The 16706-nt window shown below is 73.8% G+C and carries 14 protein-coding genes and 1 riboswitch; of the genes, 12 read left to right on the top strand and 2 right to left on the bottom strand.

The window, feature by feature from the left end; translation table 11 throughout:
• Positions 1–184: 184 nt before the first annotated feature.
• The 6 genes from ACIOJE_RS21230 to ACIOJE_RS21205 all read left to right on the top strand — a co-directional run bounded on the left by ACIOJE_RS21230 (position 185) and on the right by ACIOJE_RS21205 (position 7416).
• Positions 185–448 (top strand): hypothetical protein, encoded by a 264-nt coding sequence (locus tag ACIOJE_RS21230; RefSeq protein WP_280674563.1) that lies wholly within the window; start codon positions 185–187, stop codon positions 446–448.
• Between the two features lie 300 nt (positions 449–748).
• Complete coding sequence (locus ACIOJE_RS21225) at positions 749–2065, top strand: NYN domain-containing protein (RefSeq protein ID WP_400777906.1); 1317 nt, start codon at positions 749–751, stop codon at positions 2063–2065.
• Between the two features lie 200 nt (positions 2066–2265).
• Positions 2266–3300 (top strand): C40 family peptidase, encoded by a 1035-nt coding sequence (locus ACIOJE_RS21220; RefSeq protein WP_280674561.1) that lies wholly within the window; start codon positions 2266–2268, stop codon positions 3298–3300.
• 334 nt (positions 3301–3634) lie between these two features.
• Positions 3635–3787: riboswitch (cyclic di-AMP (ydaO/yuaA leader) on the top strand.
• Positions 3788–3797: 10 nt separating this feature from the next.
• Positions 3798–4943 carry an NlpC/P60 family protein gene (locus ACIOJE_RS21215; protein WP_400777853.1) on the top strand — a complete coding sequence of 382 codons (1146 nt, stop codon included), beginning with the start codon at positions 3798–3800 and terminating at the stop codon, positions 4941–4943.
• A 227-nt stretch (positions 4944–5170) separates the two neighbouring features.
• Complete coding sequence (locus ACIOJE_RS21210; protein ID WP_400777851.1) at positions 5171–6217, top strand: NlpC/P60 family protein; 1047 nt, start codon at positions 5171–5173, stop codon at positions 6215–6217.
• Between the two features lie 53 nt (positions 6218–6270).
• Positions 6271–7416, top strand: coding sequence for a hypothetical protein (locus ACIOJE_RS21205; RefSeq protein WP_400777849.1), 1146 nt, complete (start codon positions 6271–6273; stop codon positions 7414–7416).
• A gap of 39 nt (positions 7417–7455) precedes the next feature.
• On the opposite strand, the gene ACIOJE_RS21200 is transcribed toward ACIOJE_RS21205, so the two are convergent.
• Complete coding sequence (locus tag ACIOJE_RS21200; RefSeq protein WP_400777847.1) at positions 7456–8820, bottom strand: glycosyltransferase 87 family protein; 1365 nt, start codon at positions 8818–8820, stop codon at positions 7456–7458.
• Positions 8821–9029: 209 nt separating this feature from the next.
• On the opposite strand from ACIOJE_RS21200, the gene ACIOJE_RS21195 reads away from it, so the two are divergent.
• Entirely contained in the window at positions 9030–10166 is a 1137-nt protein-coding gene (locus tag ACIOJE_RS21195; RefSeq protein ID WP_400777845.1) for a glycosyltransferase family 4 protein, read from the top strand.
• 49 nt (positions 10167–10215) lie between these two features.
• Here the strand turns inward: ACIOJE_RS21195 and ACIOJE_RS21190 are convergent, their stop codons facing one another.
• The gene (locus ACIOJE_RS21190; RefSeq protein WP_400777843.1) at positions 10216–12009 is read right to left on the bottom strand and encodes an AMP-dependent synthetase/ligase; all 1794 of its coding nucleotides are present in this window, start codon (positions 12007–12009) and stop codon (positions 10216–10218) included.
• Between the two features lie 334 nt (positions 12010–12343).
• Between ACIOJE_RS21190 and ACIOJE_RS21185 the strand changes: the two genes are divergently transcribed.
• The 5 genes from ACIOJE_RS21185 (at position 12344) to ACIOJE_RS21165 (ending at position 16623) form a co-directional block, all read left to right on the top strand.
• Positions 12344–12808: an SRPBCC family protein gene (locus ACIOJE_RS21185; protein ID WP_280674544.1), complete on the top strand. Its 465-nt coding sequence runs from the start codon at positions 12344–12346 to the stop codon at positions 12806–12808.
• 56 nt (positions 12809–12864) lie between these two features.
• Positions 12865–14037, top strand: a complete 1173-nt coding sequence (locus ACIOJE_RS21180; RefSeq protein ID WP_280674542.1) for an ArsA family ATPase — start codon at positions 12865–12867, stop codon at positions 14035–14037.
• Between the two features lie 127 nt (positions 14038–14164).
• Positions 14165–14542 (top strand): DUF5304 family protein, encoded by a 378-nt coding sequence (locus tag ACIOJE_RS21175; protein WP_400777841.1) that lies wholly within the window; start codon positions 14165–14167, stop codon positions 14540–14542.
• A gap of 192 nt (positions 14543–14734) precedes the next feature.
• Complete coding sequence (locus tag ACIOJE_RS21170; RefSeq protein WP_280674538.1) at positions 14735–15679, top strand: ROK family glucokinase; 945 nt, start codon at positions 14735–14737, stop codon at positions 15677–15679.
• A 188-nt stretch (positions 15680–15867) separates the two neighbouring features.
• On the top strand, positions 15868–16623 hold the full coding sequence (locus ACIOJE_RS21165; protein ID WP_400777839.1) for an endonuclease/exonuclease/phosphatase family protein: 756 nt from the start codon (positions 15868–15870) through the stop codon (positions 16621–16623).
• Positions 16624–16706 lie beyond the last annotated feature (83 nt).

The following is a 16706-nucleotide window of genomic DNA, read 5'->3' as shown; positions in this document are numbered from 1 at the left end:
CGGCCAGGGCGTGTGACACCGCCTTGTACGGCAGGTGGACTAGCCCTGCGGTTCCCCTGACCGGTGGCCGGGATGGTTGCCTCAGGCAATAGGCTTGGGGCGGGCATTCCCGCCTCCCGCCGCCGACGCCGGGGCTCCGGGGGGAGCGCCTAGCCCACCCAGGGACCACCCGAGAGGACCCCCGATGACCGTCCCCGCCCTGACTGCCGAGACGCGCTGGCGCTGCACCCCGTGCGGAAACCTCACCCGCTTCGACCTGACCCGCACCGCGCGGGTCACCGAGTTCCTGCACTTCGACCTGGCCGGCGAGTCCAAGGTCGAGGAGACCGAGGTGCTGAGCGAGACGGTCGAGTCGGTGCGCTGCCGCTGGTGCAACGCCGTGGACCAGGTCGAGCTGGTGGCCCGTCCGGGCGCCGAGGGCGCGGAGGCCCCCGCCGAGCAGGGTTGACGCCCGACGGTCCGGTGGACGGGTGCGCGGCGCGCCCGGCCACCGCACTGGGACAATACAGACAGGACGCACAGAACGTGACGACAGGGGCGGCGGCCGCGGGCCGTGCCCCGTAGGACCAGGATCGGAGCCGAGGACGTGGTGGACGCAGCGAGGGAGCCCGCCGAAGCGCAGGGGCTTCAGCCCGCTGCGGACGCGCAGGCGCCGGCCGCGGACGCGGCCCCGTCCGAGTCCGCGGCCCCCGGCGGGGCGGCGGACTCCGGCGAGCGCGGTGGCACCGACGGGTCGGCGGAGGCGGAGCTGGCCGTCGAGAAGCTCGACCGGCCGCTGCCCGAGGGCGTGCGCCGGCGCGTGGTCGGCCTGGCCTCGGACGCGCTCGGCGGACTGCCGCAGGGCGAGCTGCCGCAGAGCCTGCGCCAGTACGTCAAGTTCACCCCGGCCCGGCGGGCCAAGTACGCGGCCACCGCGCTGGCCGCGGCGCTGGAGTCGGAGCCGGCCTTCCGGGTGCGGATAGCGGAGCGGCTGCGGCTGGGCCAGCCGGACCTGGTGAAGGCGTTGGAGTCGGGCAGTGTCCCGGGCGCCGCCGATCCGATGGACGTCGCGGCCGCCGCCTACCTGGTGCGCTCGGCCGGTTGGAGCCGGCTGGTCGCCGAGGCCGGGGAGGAGGCCGAGCGGGCCGGTGCCGAGGGCGCGGTCGCCGAGGCCGCCCGGCTGGTGGAGAAGCTGCAGGCCGAGCTGGCCGAGCTGCGGGCCGCCGCGCGGGCGGACCTGGACCGGCAGCGCGCGGAGTCCGAGGACGTCCGCCGGGAGGCCGAGTCGCTGCGCAAGAAGGTGCGCTCGCTGGAGAGCGACACCCGCCGGGCGCAGGCCGAGACCCGGCGGGTGGCCGGGGAGCTGGAGGCCGCGAAGGCGCAGGCGGCGGCCGAGCGCGGCGCCGCGGAGACCGAGGCCCGGCGGTTGCGGCACCGGGTCGGGGAGCTGGAGACCGCCGCCGAGCAGGGCCGCCGGTCGGCCCGCGAGGGGCGCAGCGTCGAGGACATGCGGCTGCGGCTGCTGCTGGACACCGTGCTGCAGTCGGCACAGGGGCTGCAGCGGGAGCTGGCGCTGCCGGTCTCGCAGATCCGCCCGGCGGACCTGGTGGAGGCGGTGGTGCCGGAGTCGGCCTCGCCGCACGACGTGGCCCGGCGCGGCCTGGCCGACGACGATCCGGCGCTGCTGGACCAGCTGCTGGCGATCCCGCAGGTGCACCTGGTGGTGGACGGCTACAACGTGACCAAGACCGGCTATCCGGCGCTGCCGCTGGAGCAGCAGCGGATCCGGCTGCTGGGCGGGCTGGCGATGCTGGCCCAGCGCACCCAGGCGGAGGTCACCTGTGTGTTCGACGGGCAGGACCTGGACGTTCCGGTGATCATGGCGCCACCGCGCGGTGTGCGGGTACGGTTCAGTCGGACCGGGGAGACCGCGGACGAGCTGATCCGTCGTCTGGTGCGGGCCGAACCGCAGGGCCGGCCGGTGGTGGTGGTATCCACCGACCGGGAGGTCGCGGAGGGCGTGCGGAAGGCGGGCGCGCGCCCCGTGGCCTCCGTTCTGCTGCTGAACCGGCTGGCCCGGCCCTGACCACTGTCCGGGCGGGATGATGCCTGGTCAGCGCCCTGTTTGCGAGGGTGTGCACATCCCGTGAATTCAGCGGGGGAAATGGAGTTCACGCCTTCGGGGGAGTGGCAAAACGCGTAGATCTTCACTAGGGTCTGGCGTCAAACCTATTTTCCGGATTCTCACCTGATCGGGTGAGGCCGATGGAAGAAGGAGCAGTTCCCTTGGCCTCCCACCGCCGTCCCAAGCAGCCGAGCCGCGCGCGGGTCTCCGTGCTCACCGCCGCCGCTGCGACTGCGGTCGCACTCTCCGCGCAGGTCGCCGCGCATGCCGCGCCCCAGCCGAACAAGAGCGACGTGAAGGCGCAGATCGACCAGCTCCAGCAGGATCAGGAGCAGGCGGCGGAGAAGTACAACGGCGCCAAGGAGCGGGCCGACCAGCTCCGCAAGCAGGCCGACCAGCTGCAGGACCAGGTGGCCCGCAGCCAGGACCAGATGACCCAGCTCCAGACCGGCCTGGCCGGGGTGGCGGGCGAGCAGTACCGCACCGGCGGGATCGACCCGTCCGTCCAGCTGATGCTCTCCTCCGACCCGTCCGGCTACTTGGAGAAGGCCTCCACCGTCCAGCAGGCCAGCACCAGCGAGACCGAGGCGCTCAAGGGTCTGCTGGACCAGCAGCGCCGGCTGGACCAGGAGAAGACGGAGGCCGCCGCCGTCCTGGCCTCGCTCGACTCCACCACCAAGGACCTGAACCAGGCCAAGTCGGACGTCAACCAGAAGCTCAAGGCCGCGCAGGACCTGCTGAACTCGCTCAGCGCCTCGGAGCGCGCCGCGCTGCGCGCCCAGCAGACGCAGGACGACCGGGCCTCGCGCGGCAGCGAGCGCACCGACCTCGGCAGCCTCCCGCAGGCCGGTGGCTACGCGGGCGTGGCCGTCGCCAAGGCGATGAGCAAGCAGGGCTCGCCGTACGTGTGGGGCGCCACCGGCTCGAGCACCTTCGACTGCTCGGGCCTGATGGTCTGGGCGTACGGCCAGGCCGGCATCTCGCTGCCGCGCACCTCGCAGGAGCAGGGCAACGTCGGCACCCGGGTCACGCTGGACCAGGCCCAGCCGGGCGACCTGGTCATCTACGGCCCCGACCGGCACCACGTCGCGATGTACATCGGCAACGGCATGGTGGTGCACGCGCCGCACACCGGCGACGTGGTGAAGGTGATGAAGGCCGACGCGATGCCGATCAACACGATCCGCCGGGTCTGACGGCCCGACACGCCCGTTGGCCCCGCCCGGGCCTGTGATCCGCGCCACCCTCCGACCGGGGGGTGGCGTTCGGGTTTGCCCGCCGGGCGAGCACATCGTGAAAGACGATCAGCTTTGCGTGTGGCAGTGATCACCATCTGTCATATTCACCAAAGAACTTTGGTCTTCTTCCGTCTTTTTTCTGACAAGGATTTGAACGGATCACGGTTCAGTTACTAGGGTCGTGCTTCGAACCACCGCACTGTCGATCGCCCAGCCGGGGTGGCGGCGGTGGTTTCCGTCGAGTTCGCGACGCAGCGGGGCGGGCCGTGTGCCTGCCCGACGGGGAGCCCAGCAGTCGGGGGCGCTGTCGAGCGGAGCCGGGGAACCACGTTCCTCCGGGGTGAATCGGCGCCAGGTCGGCCGGTGGAACGGCCGTGAGGCGTCGTAGGGCATGCTTCCGGCCCGAACCCGTCAGCTCACCCGGTAGGCGGCGCAGGAAGAAGGAGTCCGCCTTCGTGGCGTCCCATCGTCGTCCCAAGCCCGCCGGCCGCGCCCGGGTGTCGATCCTGACCGGCTTCGCCGCCGCGGCGGTCGCCATGTCCGCGCAGTCCGGTGCCCACGCGGACCCGCAGCCGACCAAGGACCAGGTCAAGGAGCAGGTCGACCAGCTCTACGAGCAGGCCGAGGTCGCGACCGAGAAGCTCAACGGCGCCCAGGAGAAGCAGCAGCAGCTGCAGAAGCAGGTCGCCGGCCTGCAGGACCAGGTGGCGCGGCAGCAGGCGCAGGTGACCGACCTGCAGGGCGGCCTGGCCGAGATCGCCGGCGAGCAGTACCGCAACGGCGGCATATCCCAGACCGTCCAGCTGATGCTCTCCGCCAGCCCGGACAACTTCCTGAGCCAGGCCGACACCCTGAACCAGGCCGGCAGCACCCAGAAGGGTCAGCTCACGCAGCTCCAGGAGGAGCAGCGCAAGCTCGACCAGGTGCGCTCCGAGGCCCAGGGCAAGCTCGCCGAGATGGAGAGCACCACTCAGCAGCTGAAGGCCGCCAAGGACGAGGTCCAGGGCAAGCTCAAGGCCGCGCAGGACCTCCTCAACACCCTGACCGAGCAGGAGCGCCAGGCGCTGCGCGCGGCCGAGGAGAAGGCCGCCGCCGACGCCAAGGCCAAGGCCGACGCCGCCGCGAAGGCCGCTCAGCAGCAGGCCGCCGCCCAGCAGAGCGCCGACCGCTCCTCCCGCGACACCAGCCGCACCGACCTGAGTGCCCCGCAGACCTCCGCGCCGACGGCCCCCAAACCGGCCGCAGGCAGTTCGCGCGGTGCCGCGGCGCTGTCCATCGCCGCCTCCAAGCTCGGCACCCCGTACGCCCGCGGCGGCACCGGTCCGAGTTCCTTCGACTGCTCCGGCCTGATGGTCTGGGCGTTCAACCAGGTCGACGTGTCGCTGCCGCGCACCTCGCAGGAGCAGGCCAACGCCGGCACCCGGATCGGTACGGACCTCTCCCAGGCCCAGCCCGGCGACCTGCTGATCTTCTTCGGCGACGCCCACCACGTGGGGATCTACGCCGGCAACGGCCAGGTGCTGCACGCCCCCAAGCCGGGCGCGTCGGTGCGCTACGAGGCGGTCTCCAACATGCCGCTGACCTCCATCGTGCGGGTCTGATCCCCGCTCAGGTCCTGACCGGCCCGGCCTTCCACCACGGAAGGCCGGGCCTGCGGCTTTTCCGGCGACTCGGGCTGGTGTCCGATTACTGGTCAAATATTCGAGTTGGTAGGGGTTTGGACTCGGTTGCCCGGACTCGCTAACGTCTGCCACCGGACTCCCGCTTCGAGGGCCGCCCCTTCGGTGCGGCGGCGGGGCCGCACCGCAGGATTGGAGCCGCTGCCGCCATGCCCGTGCACCGCCGTTCCCTACTGCTCGCCCGTGCGCTGGTGCTGACCGCGGCCGCCGCCACCGCCCTCGGCGTGACGACGGGCGGCAGCGCCCAGGCGGCCCCCGGTACGCCGGACACGCCCACCCACAAGGACGTCAAGGCGCAGGTGGAGCAGCTCTACGACGAGGCCGAGCAGGCGTCGGAGAAGTACAACGCCGCGCAGGACGCCCAGCAGCGCCTCCAGGGTGAGACCGCCATCCTGCAGGGCGAGGTCGCCGCCGCCCAGGACCAGCTCAACCAGCTGCGCGGCGACCTCGCCACCGTGGCCGGCGCCGAGTACCGCGGGGGCGGTATGGCCCAGACCGTCCAGCTGATGCTCTCCACCGACCCGGAGGGCTACCTGAACCGGGCCCGCACCCTCGGCCAGGCCGCCGAGCGGCAGCAGGAGACCCTGCACGAACTGGTCACCCGCCAGCGCCGGCTCGACCAGCGCCGCACCGAGACCTCCGGCAAGCTCGCCGACCTGGAACAGGCCCGCCGCTCGCTCGCCGACAGCAGGCAGCAGATCCAGCAGCGGCTGGCCATGGCGCAGCGGCTGCTCAGCAGCCTGGGCGCCGCCGAGCGGACCCGGCTGGCCGTCCAGGACGCCCGGGACGCCGAGTGGCGCGCCACCCGCGGCACCGACCGGCTGGACCTCGGCTCCGCGCCGCCCGCCTCCGAGCGCGGGGCGGCCGCGCTGGCCGCCGCGGTGCGGACGATCGGCTCGCCCTACGTCTACGGATCCACCGGGCCCCGCGCCTTCGACTGCTCCGGTCTGATGTACTACAGCTGGCGGCAGGCCGGAGTGACCCTGCCGCGCACCTCGCAGGCCCAGGCGTACGCCGGTCAGCGGGTCAGCCTCTCCGAAGCGCGGCCGGGAGACCTGGTGATCTTCTACCGGGACATGCACCACGTCGGCATGTACGCCGGCGGCGGGGTGATCGTGCACGCCCCCTACCCGGGCGCCAAGGTCCGCTACGAGAGCGTCAACGCGATGCCGGTCGCGGGGGTGGTCCGGCTCTGAGCCCGACGCCGTCCGACCCCGACGGCCCCCGGCCGATATGCGGGGACCGCCGCGTGCTGTCCCGGCGCGGTGCGCTGCTGCTCGCGGCCGGCGGGCTGGCCCAGCTGTCGCTGCCGCCGGCCGTCCCCGCGGCGCCGGCCGGGCGGGCGGTGGACCGGCGGGCCGAGGTGGCCGCGCTGCTGGACGCGCGGTCCCGGGCGCTGCCGTTCGGGCCCGGGCCCGCGGTGGTCGAGGCCGGTTACCGCAACCTGGTGCTCGGCGCGGCCGGCGGGCCGGACCGGCTGACCGCCGCCGCCGACCTGGCGGTCCGGGTCGCCGGGTACGACGAGTACCCCGTGGTGTATCCGCGCCGGATCGAGCTGGTCCGGGCCGACGGCGGCTGGCGGGTCGAGCGGGAGGAGAGCGCGAGCGGTCCTCCGGCGCTCTGGGACCTCGGCCCCGCCCGGTCCGCGGCGGGCGCGCACTGCCTGGTGCTCGGCCTGGCCGACGGGCCCGACCCGACCGCCCTGGCCGCGGTGGCCGACCGGGCGGTGCCGGCCGTGAGCGAGGTCTGGGGCACCGGTTGGCCGGGCCGCCTGCTGCTCGAACTGCCGTCCACCGAAGGTCAGTTCGCCCGACTGCTGGAGGCCGACCCGGCAGGCTGGACGGGCATGGCGGCGGTCACCGTGGCCGCCCCCGGCGCGCCCTGGCACACCCCCGCGGACCGGGTGCTGGTCAACCCCGAGGCGTACGGGCGGCTCAGCGACTTCGGCCGGCAGGTGGTCGTCACCCACGAGGCCACCCATGTCGCCACCAGGGCCGACACCCGGGCCTGGACGCCGCTCTGGCTCTCCGAGGGCGTCGCCGACTGGACCGCCTACCGGGGCTCCGGCCGCCGCCCGCAGCAGATCGCCCCCGAGCTGACCCGGGACGTCGCGGCCGGCCGGCTGCCCGCCGCGCTGCCGGCGGACCAGGCCTTCACCGCGGGCGCCGACGGCATCGCGCAGGCCTACGAGCAGGCCTGGCTGGCCTGCGAGCTGGTCGCCCGGCGCTACGGGCCCGAGCGGCTGGCCGTGCTCTACCGGGCGGTCGGCGCCGCAGACGGGGCGGGGGAGGACCGGGAGCAGCGGCTGGACCGGCTGCTCCGGGCCGAACTAGGGCTCGGCCTGGCCGAGTTCACCCGACTCTGGCTGGACGAGGTCGCGGGGCTGGCGCGTTAGGGAGCGTCCGACCGTTCCCGCCGCGCGACCGGTCGGTCCCTAGCGCCGCTGCTCGGCCGGGAGGCCGGGCCGGTCGATGCCGTCCAGCAGGTCCTGCTCGTACGCGATGCCCGGGCGCACCGGGTAGGCGGGCGACACCGGCTCGGGCGCGGCCAGCACCACCGTCGGCGGCAGCTGGGACGTGCCGCGGGTGGAGCGCCAGAGCCGGACACAGGAGAGCACGGTGGCGGCCAGCAGCAGGAGGTTGCGCAGGCTCAGCACGGCGATCGCCCAGGGCTCGCTGGCCAGGACCTGGGTGAACATCGTCGGGAACTCGACCAGCGTCAGCGGGCAGGCGAGCAGGATCAGTCCGGCCACCGGCCGTTGGCTGGTGCCGCGCACGGTCAGGCAGACCGCCGCGACGCCGACCAGCCACACCAGGTACTGCGGGCTGATCACCCGGCTGGTCACGATGAAGATGAGCAGCGCGCACAGCGCCGCGTCGTACATGGTGGCCGCGTTGCGGCGCTTGGCCGTGAAACGCCAGAGCAGCAGCCAGGCGAAGCCCAGCAGGGTGCCGGCCATCATCACCTTGCTGATCACGCCGACCCACGGCCCGAGCATCTCGGGGGAGCCGTAGTTCATGGTGACCCTGCCGTCCCACGCCTCCGCGATCCGGGCGTAGTGCAGCGGCAGTGCGCCGAGCGACTCCACCTCGATGCCGCGGTCCTTCTGGAAGGCCAGGAAGTCGAAGGCGCCGTTCATGCCGGCCGCGAGCAGGAAGCCCACCGAGACGGCGGTGGCCGCGGCCAGCGTCCAGGAGCGGCGGGTGCGGCGGCCGGAGGGGGTGCCGATCAGGCCGAGCAGGGGCCAGACCTTGACGATGCCGCCCAGACCCAGCAGCATCCCGCCGATCGCCGGGCGGCGGATCAGCGCCAGCAGGCCGGCCAGCGCGACCACGGTGACGACGATGTCGAAGCGGTTGTAGATCATCGGGCCGAGCAGGGGAACGCCCACCACCCACATCCAGGCACCGGTCAGTGCCCGGCCCCGGCGCAGGCCGGTGCGGATCAGCAGGGCGGCGGCGGCCGCGTCGGCGATCCCGCAGATCACCCAGAACGAGACCAGGTACGACCAGGGCAGCAGGCCCGGCAGGAGGATCACCAGGGCCGCGCCGGGCGGGTACTGCCAGGTCACGTCGTCGAACGGGAAGGTGCCGGTCTGCAGCACCCCGTACCAGGCGTGGTAGATCATCCAGACGTCGGCGGTGACGTCCCCGCCGGGTGCCTTCAGCACACCGGTCACCAGCAGCACCAGGACCGTACGGGTGGCCACCCAGGTCGCGACGAGCGTGGCGAGTGCCCCCAACGGGCGGCCGAGGCGGCCGCGCGACGAGCCGGACTCGGTGGCCGGGGCCAATTCCACTGCGCTCCCTCGTTGGTCTCGGACGTCCTCACCGGCGGCGCCGTGCGACGGACGCCAGGGCCGCCACCGGCCGCCCGGGTACTAGGACTGACCCGGGGATGAAACGGTTGCCGTGCGCGGATCCGTTCCCGGCGGGGCATGGTGTTGACCTATCGTACGGATCACCCAGCGGTAACCGAGCACCCCCCGACCGAGCGAGCCGTGGACTGATGCACAGGACCTTGATCGTCACCAACGACTTCCCGCCCCGCCCCGGCGGTATCCAGGCCTTCGTGCACAACATGGCCGTGCGTCAGCCCGCCGGAAGCATCGTGGTGTACGCCTCGACCTGGCGGGACGGCACCGAGGTGGCGCGCTTCGACGCCGAGCAGCCGTTTTCGGTGATCCGGGACCGGACGAAGGTGATGGTTCCCACACCGCGGGTCACCCGGCGGGCCGCCGAGATCCTGCGCGCGGAGAAGTGCGACTCGGTCTGGTTCGGCGCCGCCGCCCCGCTGGGGCTGATGGCGCCCACGCTGCGCCGCGCCGGGGCCGGGCGGCTGCTCGGGATGACCCACGGGCACGAGGCCGCCTGGGCCCAGCTGCCGGGCGCCCGGCAGCTGCTGCGGCGGATCGGCGCGGGCACCGACGTGCTGACCTACCTGGGCGAGTACACCCGCTCCCGGATCGCGGGCGCGGTCGGGCCGCAGGCCGCGGCCCGGATGGTGCAGCTGCCGCCGGGCGTGGACGAGACGACCTTCCACCCGGACTCGGGGGGCGCCGAGGTGCGCCGTCGGCTCGGGCTGGCGGACCGCCCCGTGGTGGTCTGCGTCTCCCGGCTGGTGCCGCGCAAGGGTCAGGACACCCTGATCGAGGCGATGCCGCAGATCCTCGTCGACGTGCCGGACGCCGTGCTGCTGATCGTCGGCGGCGGCCCGTACCGCGCGGACCTGGAGAAGCTGGCCGACGCCAAGGGCGTCCGGGACTCGGTGCGCTTCACCGGCTCGGTGCCGTGGGAGGAGCTGCCGGCCCACTACGGGGCCGGCGACGTCTTCGCGATGCCCTGCCGGACCAGGCGCGGGGGGCTGGACGTCGAGGGCCTGGGCATCGTCTACCTGGAGGCCTCGGCGACCGGCCTGCCGGTGGTCGCGGGCGACTCCGGCGGTGCGCCGGACGCGGTGCTGGAGGGCGAGACCGGGTACGTGGTGCCGGGCGGCTCGTCCGCCGCGGCCGCCGAGCGGATCGTCCGGCTGCTGCGCGACGAGGAACTGCGGCGGCGGATGGGCGCGGCCGGGCGGCGCTGGGTGGAGCGCTCCTGGCGCTGGGACCTGCTGGCCGGGCGGCTGACCTCGCTGCTCGCGGGGTGAACGGCGGGCCCGCCTCCCGGTCGCGGGGAAGCGGGCCCGGCTCCGCCGGTCAGCGCTGGTAGATCGCCTCGATGTCGGCGGCGAAGTCCTTCAGCACGAGGTTGCGCTTGAGCTTGAGCGAGGGCGTCAGGTGGCCGCTCTCCTCGGAGAACTCGGTGTCCAGCAGGCGGAACTTCTTGACCGCCTCGGCGTGCGAGACGGCCGCGTTGCCGTCGTCCACCGCGGCCTGCAGGGCGGCCAGCAGGTCCGGGTCCTGGCTCAGCTCGGTCACCGTGGCGGTGGCGGGCTTGCCGTTGAGCTCCTTCCACTTGGGGAAGAAGTCCGGGTCGACGGTGATCAGGCAGGCCACGAAGGGCTTGCGGTCGCCGACCACCATGACCTCGCCGACCAGCGCGTGCGCCCGGATGCGGTCCTCGATCACGGCCGGGGCGACGTTCTTGCCGCCCGCGGTGACGATGATCTCCTTCTTGCGGCCGGTGATGGTCAGGTAGCCGTCGGAGTCCAGCGAGCCGAGGTCGCCGGTGGCGATCCAGCCGTCCTTGAGGGCGTCCGCGGTGGCCTGCGGGTTGTTCCAGTAGCCGGTGAAGACCTGCGGGCCCTTGAAGAAGACCTCGCCGTCCTCGGCGATCCGGACGGCGGAGCCGGGCAGCGGCTGACCGACCGTACCGATCTTCGGCTTGTCCCACGGGTTGAAGGCGGTGGCCGCGCAGGTCTCGGTCAGGCCGTAGCCCTCCAGGACGGTGAAGCCGATGCCCCGGTAGAAGTGGCCGAGCCGCTCGCCGAGCGGGGCGCCGCCGGAGATGGCGTGGGTGGCCCGGCCGCCGAGGGCGGCGCGCAGCTTGCTGTAGACCAGCTTGTCGAAGACCGCGTGCTTGATCCGCAGGCCCAGGCCCGCGCCGCCGGCGTCCAGCGCCCGGCTGTAGGCGATCGCGGTGTCGGCGGCCTTGTCGAAGATCTTGCCCTTGCCGTCGGCCTGGGCCTTGGCGCGGGCGGTGTTGTAGACCTTCTCGAAGACTCTCGGCACGCCCAGGATCAGGGTCGGTTTGAAGGCGGCCAGCTCGGCGGTGACGTCCTTGATGTCGGAGACGTGGCCCAGCTTGATCGGCGCCATCGCGGGGGCGATCTCGGCGATCCGGCCGAGCACGTGGGCCAGCGGCAGGAACAGCAGGACGGAGCTCTCGCCGGTGCGGAACAGCGGGGCCAGACGCTCCACCACGTTGCCGCACTCGGCGAGGAAGTTGCCGTGCGTCAGCTGACAGCCCTTCGGGCGGCCGGTGGTGCCCGAGGTGTAGACGATGGTCGCCACCGAGTCGGCGGTGGCGGTCGCGCGGCGCTCGGCGACGGTGGCGTCGGCGACCTCCCGGCCGGCCTCGGCCAGCGCGGCGATCGCGCCCTGCTCGATCTGCCAGGTGTGCTTCAACTCCGGCAGCCGGTCCCGGACCTCCTCGACCACCTTGCGGTGCTGGTCGGTCTCGGTGAGCACGGCGGCGGCGCCGGAGTCGCCGAGGATCCACTCGACCTGTTCGGGGGAGGAGGTCTCGTACACCGGCACGGTGATCGCCCCGGCCGACCAGATCGCGAAGTCCAGCAGCGTCCACTCGTAGCGGGTCCGGGACATGACGCCCACCCGGTCGCCCGGCCGGATGCCGGCGGCGATCAGGCCCTTGGCGGCGGCGTGCACCTCGACCAGGAACTGGGCGGCGGTCAACTCCTGCCACCGGCCGTCCACCTTGCGGCTGAGAACCACGACGTCCGGGTGTCGCTCGGCGTTCTCGTGCACGAGGTCGGAGAGGTTACCGCCGCTCGGTACCTGGTAGAGGGCCGGAAGGCTGAAGTCGAGCAAGACTGCTCCTCGTTCGCGACGCTGCGGGACGGCAGGACGTTACTGCCCGGTAGGCAGCTTCGACCAGGGGGGTCGGCCCCGGTGTTCGAAGTGTCACACCCGGCCGGGTCCGACCAGGCCGTGACCGGGTCGTTCGAATGGCACCCTACGGCAGCCCCGTGGTGACCGGCCGGTAGCATGCCCTGCCGCCCGCTCCCCGACCGGTGCTCGCGCCCGCCGGTCACGGCCCGCACGGCCGAGCCGATCGCCGGTCGCGATAGCCTGCTCCGGGCGGACAAGGCCGAGCACGCTCGACCGGACCGGCAGGCAGAGGGACGAGGCGGAGGGCCATTCCATGGCGGAGCACACCAGGTCGAGCATCACCATCGACGCGACCCCGGCCACGGTCATGGCCGTGATCGCCGACTTCGCCGCCTACCCGGCCTGGACCGGCGAGGTCAAGGAGATCGAGGTCCTGGAGACCGCCGAGGACGGCCGCGCCGCCCAGGTCCGTCTGCTGCTCGACGCCGGCGCCATCCGCGACGAGCACGTCCTCGCCTACACCTGGGACGGCGACCGCGAGGTCGGCTGGACCCTCGTCCGCAGCCAGATGCTCCGCTCGCTCGACGGCTCCTACACCCTCGCCCCGCTCTCCGGCGGCCGTACCGAGGTGACCTACCAGCTCGCCGTGGACGTCAAGATCCCGATGCTCGGCATGATCAAGCGCAAGGCCGAGAAGGTCATCATCGACCGCGCCCTGGCCGGCCTGAAGAAGCGCGTCGAGGACGTCGAGGACGCCGACGGCAAGAAGTCGGTCTAGGGCCCGTCTCCGAGGCGAGTACCGGGACTGACAGCACGAAACGGGGGCCGGACGGCATGACGGCGACACGCACCATCCTGGTCAGCGGCGACGTGGGCGCGCCCACGGTGGCCGCCGCCACCGCCCTGCACGCCGCCCGGCGCGGTCACCGCACCTGGCTGCTGGCCGCCGACGACCCGCACCGTGCGCTGGACGGCGTCCTCGGCACCCGCCTGGAGCCCGAACCGGCCCACTACGCACCCGGCCTGACCGTCTCCCGGATCGACGAGCAGGCCGCCTTCCGGTACGCCGCCGGCGAGCTCACCAGCCGGCTCAAGCCCGCCCTCGACCTGCTCGGCGCCGAGCAGCTCGATCCCGAGGAGCTGACCGCCCTCCCCGGCATCGCCCGGATCGCCCTGCTGCGCGCCCTGCCCGCCGCCGACCAGGACGTCCTGGTCGTACTCGCCCCGCCGCCCGCCGAACTGATCGCCACTCTCGCCCTGCCCGAGCAGCTGGAGCGCTACCTGGACCGGCTCGTCCCCGAGCAGCGGCAGGCCGCCCGGGCACTGCGCCCGCTGCTGGCCGGCCTGGCCGGCGTCCCGATGCCGGCCGAGTGGCTGTACGAGGGGCGGACCAAGGCCGCCGCGGTGCTCGCCGAGTCCCGCGCCGCGATCACCGCGCCCGGCACCAGCGTGCGCCTGGTCGTCCCCGCCGGCGGTCACCCGTACCAGGAACTGCGCCGGATCCGGGCCGGGCTGGCCCTGCACGGCCACCGGCCGGACGCCGTCGTGGTGCACGGCGCGCTGCCCGAGGGCGCGGCCGACTCGCCGGACCCGTGGCTGGCCGCGCTGGCCCGCCGCCGCCAGGAGGAGCTGACCGGGCTCGCCGCCGAGACCGACGCCCCGGTCCTGGCCACCGGACTGGCCGACGCCACCCTGGAGGCCGTCGCCGACCGCCTGTACGGGGACGGTCCCGGCCCGGAGCGGCTCGCCCCCGAGCCCTGGCCGGTCGAGGACCGCCTCGCCGAGGAGGGCCTGCTGGTCTGGCACCTCGCCCTGCCCGGCGCCGACCGGACCGAGCTGGACCTCGTCCGCCGCGGCGACGAACTGGTGGTCGGCCTCGGCGCCCACCGCCGGGTGCTCACCCTGCCGTCCGCGCTGCGGCGCTGCACGGTGGCGGGCGCGGGGCTGCACGACGGGGCGCTCTCGGTGCGGTTCGCGCCCGACCCGGCGCTCTGGCCCCGGGGCTGACCCTCCGACGCTCTGACCCCGGGGCTGGCCCTCCGGCGGTCGCGGGCCGCCCGGCCCCCCGCGGGCCGTCCGGTAGCGTCGGGCCCGTGGGCCGCGGGGTGCGGCCACAGCTGAGGAGGCGCCCGCGATGACCAGCACCGACGACCGGACCGAGCCCACCGCCGAGCCGGGCGGCCCGCAGGCCCACCCGTTCGGGCCGGAGCTGGGCCCGCTGGTGGACGAGGTGCGCAAGCTCGCCACCGCCGTCGGCCAGAAGGCGCAGGAGGCGAGCGCCGACACCCTGATCACCCTCTCCGGCCTGGCCGACCGGGTGCGCACCGAGCAGCCCGAGGTCTACACCCACCTGGCCGCCGCCGGTACCGGACTGGCCGCCGCGGGCGCCGAACTGCTGGCCGCCTACCGGGCCGCGGTGGCCGGCCACGAGCGCCGCTGGACCGCCGGCGAGAGCGCCACCACCGAGCGGATCGACCTCGACACGCCTGACGAGCCGTCCGCCAAGCAGTGAATCCGTAACCTCCGAACCGTGATCGCGTTGCTCTCATGCGTGACGAAGCGGGAGATTAGATACGACTTTTGAAGGATCGCGGCCGGGTTGGTCCATGATTGTCTTCGGTTAATGTATGCGAGGCTGTGTACGGGGGCAGGGTTGGGCGGTACCGTTCCGTCCAGCGGGAACGAGTGAATAGCTGAGGGACACATGGCTCTGACCATCGGCGTCGATGTCGGCGGGACCAAGATCGCGGCAGGCGTGGTCGACGAGGCGGGCGCGATCCTGGCCCGGACCAGGGTGCCCACCCCGGCCGACCCGCAGTGGGCGGTCGACGCCATCGCGCAGGCCGTACGCGAACTCAAGGAGCAGCACCCCGACGTCAACGCCGTCGGTGTCGGCGCCCCCGGCTTCGTGGACAGCAACCGCTCCACGGTGATCTTCGCTCCCAACATCGACTGGGAGAACGAGCCGCTGCGCGGCCGGATCGAGGAGCTCACCGGCCTGGACACCGTCGTCGAGAACGACGCCAACTGCGCCGCCTGGGCCGAGTTCCGCTTCGGCGCCGCCGCCGACCACCACGACATGGTGCTGATCACCGTCGGCACCGGCATCGGCGGCGGCATCGTCCTCGACGGCCGGCTGCACCGCGGCCGGTTCGGCGTGGCCGGCGAGATCGGCCACCTCAACATGGTCCCCGACGGTCTGACCTGCGGCTGCGGAGGCAAGGGCTGCTGGGAGCAGTACGGCTCCGGGCGGGCGCTGCGCCGCTACGGCCGGGAGAAGTCCGCCGCCGACCCGGTGCGCGGCCGCCGGATGCTGGAGCTCAACGACGGTGTCGCCGAGACCATCCGCGGCATCCACATCACCGAGGCGGCCGAGGAGGGCGACCCGCTCGCCCTGGAGTGCTACGCCGAACTGGCCGACTGGCTCGGCCGCGGCATGGCCGACCTCGCCGCGCTCTTCGACCCGGGCGTCTTCGTCCTCGGCGGCGGCGTCTCCGACTCCGGCCGCCTGCTGCTCGACCCGGTCGCCAAGGCCTTCGAGCACTACCTGACCGGCGGCATCCACCGGCCGCGCGCCGAGGTCGTCCTGGCCTCGATGGGCTCCGCCGCCGGCATCGTCGGCGCCGCCGACCTGGCCCGCACCGCCTGACGGGCGGCACCCCCCCAAGCCCGCCGGCGGCGGCGCGACCGGACCCCGACCAACCCCGGACGCGCCGCCGCCGACGCATACCTCCACGTTGTCGTACGGATCACGTACGGGGAGGACTTCGGGGCCGGGCGGCGGGCCGCCTTGACACCGGGCTTTCCCTGCCCCTGAGGTTTTCTCGGAGGTATCAGATGACCACGGCACCCGCCGAACCGCCGCCGCCGGGCCCACGCCGGCTGCGCCTGCTCAGCTACAACATCCGCTCGCTGCGGGACGACCGGCGGGCACTGGCCCGGGTGATCCGGGCCTGCGCGCCCGACCTGGTCTGCGTCCAGGAGGCACCGCGCTACTGGCGGCCCGAGGGGCAGGCCGCCTGGCTCGCCCGCAGCACCGGGACGGTCGTCCTGGCCGGCGGCGGCCGGACCGCCGCCGGGCCACTGCTGCTCGGCCGGCCCGGCGCGGCACAGCTGCTGGGCGTGCACGACCGGCTGCTGCCCAAGACCCGCGGCCTGCACGCCCGCGGCTTCGCCACCGCGCTGCTGCGGCTGCCCGGCACGGCGCCGTTCACCCTCACCAGCTGCCACCTCAGCCTGGACGCCGACGAGCGCTACCGCCAGTTCGAGCTGCTGCTCGACCAGCTCGGGATCGCCGAACGCGGCATCGTGGCAGGGGACTTCAACGAGCACCCGGACGGCAGGGGCTGGCGGCTGCTGGCCTCGCGGCTGCAGGACGGGTACCCGACCGCGCCCTGGGGCGGCGAGTTCACGTCGGTCCCCGAGCGCCCCTACCAGCGGATCGACGCCGTCTTCGCCACGCCCGGGATCACCGTCCTCGGCTGCGGCGTGCCCAACGGGCTGCCCGGCGTCACCGAGGCCGACCTGCGCGCCGCGACCGACCACCTGCCGGTGCTCGCCGTCCTGGAGCTGCCGGAGCCCGCGGCCCCCTGAATGCCCCGAGGGGCTTGTCTGACACTTCCCGCCGCGCGCGACGCGAATTGTCAGACAAGCCCTGGATGTTGCTGGGGCCAGGG

It is taken from the genome of Kitasatospora sp. NPDC087861 (assembly GCF_044742585.1).
Lineage (GTDB): Bacteria > Actinomycetota > Actinomycetes > Streptomycetales > Streptomycetaceae > Kitasatospora.
The sequence above is the reverse complement of the archived record's forward strand: the minus strand, read 5'-3'. Positions and strand labels throughout refer to the sequence as shown.

Coding starts and splice junctions, on each gene's coding strand:
- ACIOJE_RS21230 (WP_280674563.1), top strand. CDS start 185: ATGACCGTCCCCGCCCTGACTGCCGAGACGCGCTGGCGCTGCACCCCG.
- ACIOJE_RS21195 (WP_400777845.1), top strand. CDS start 9,030: ATGCACAGGACCTTGATCGTCACCAACGACTTCCCGCCCCGCCCCGGC.
- ACIOJE_RS21165 (WP_400777839.1), top strand. CDS start 15,868: ATGACCACGGCACCCGCCGAACCGCCGCCGCCGGGCCCACGCCGGCTG.
- ACIOJE_RS21210 (WP_400777851.1), top strand. CDS start 5,171: ATGCCCGTGCACCGCCGTTCCCTACTGCTCGCCCGTGCGCTGGTGCTG.
- ACIOJE_RS21175 (WP_400777841.1), top strand. CDS start 14,165: ATGACCAGCACCGACGACCGGACCGAGCCCACCGCCGAGCCGGGCGGC.
- ACIOJE_RS21180 (WP_280674542.1), top strand. CDS start 12,865: ATGACGGCGACACGCACCATCCTGGTCAGCGGCGACGTGGGCGCGCCC.
- ACIOJE_RS21185 (WP_280674544.1), top strand. CDS start 12,344: ATGGCGGAGCACACCAGGTCGAGCATCACCATCGACGCGACCCCGGCC.
- ACIOJE_RS21170 (WP_280674538.1), top strand. CDS start 14,735: ATGGCTCTGACCATCGGCGTCGATGTCGGCGGGACCAAGATCGCGGCA.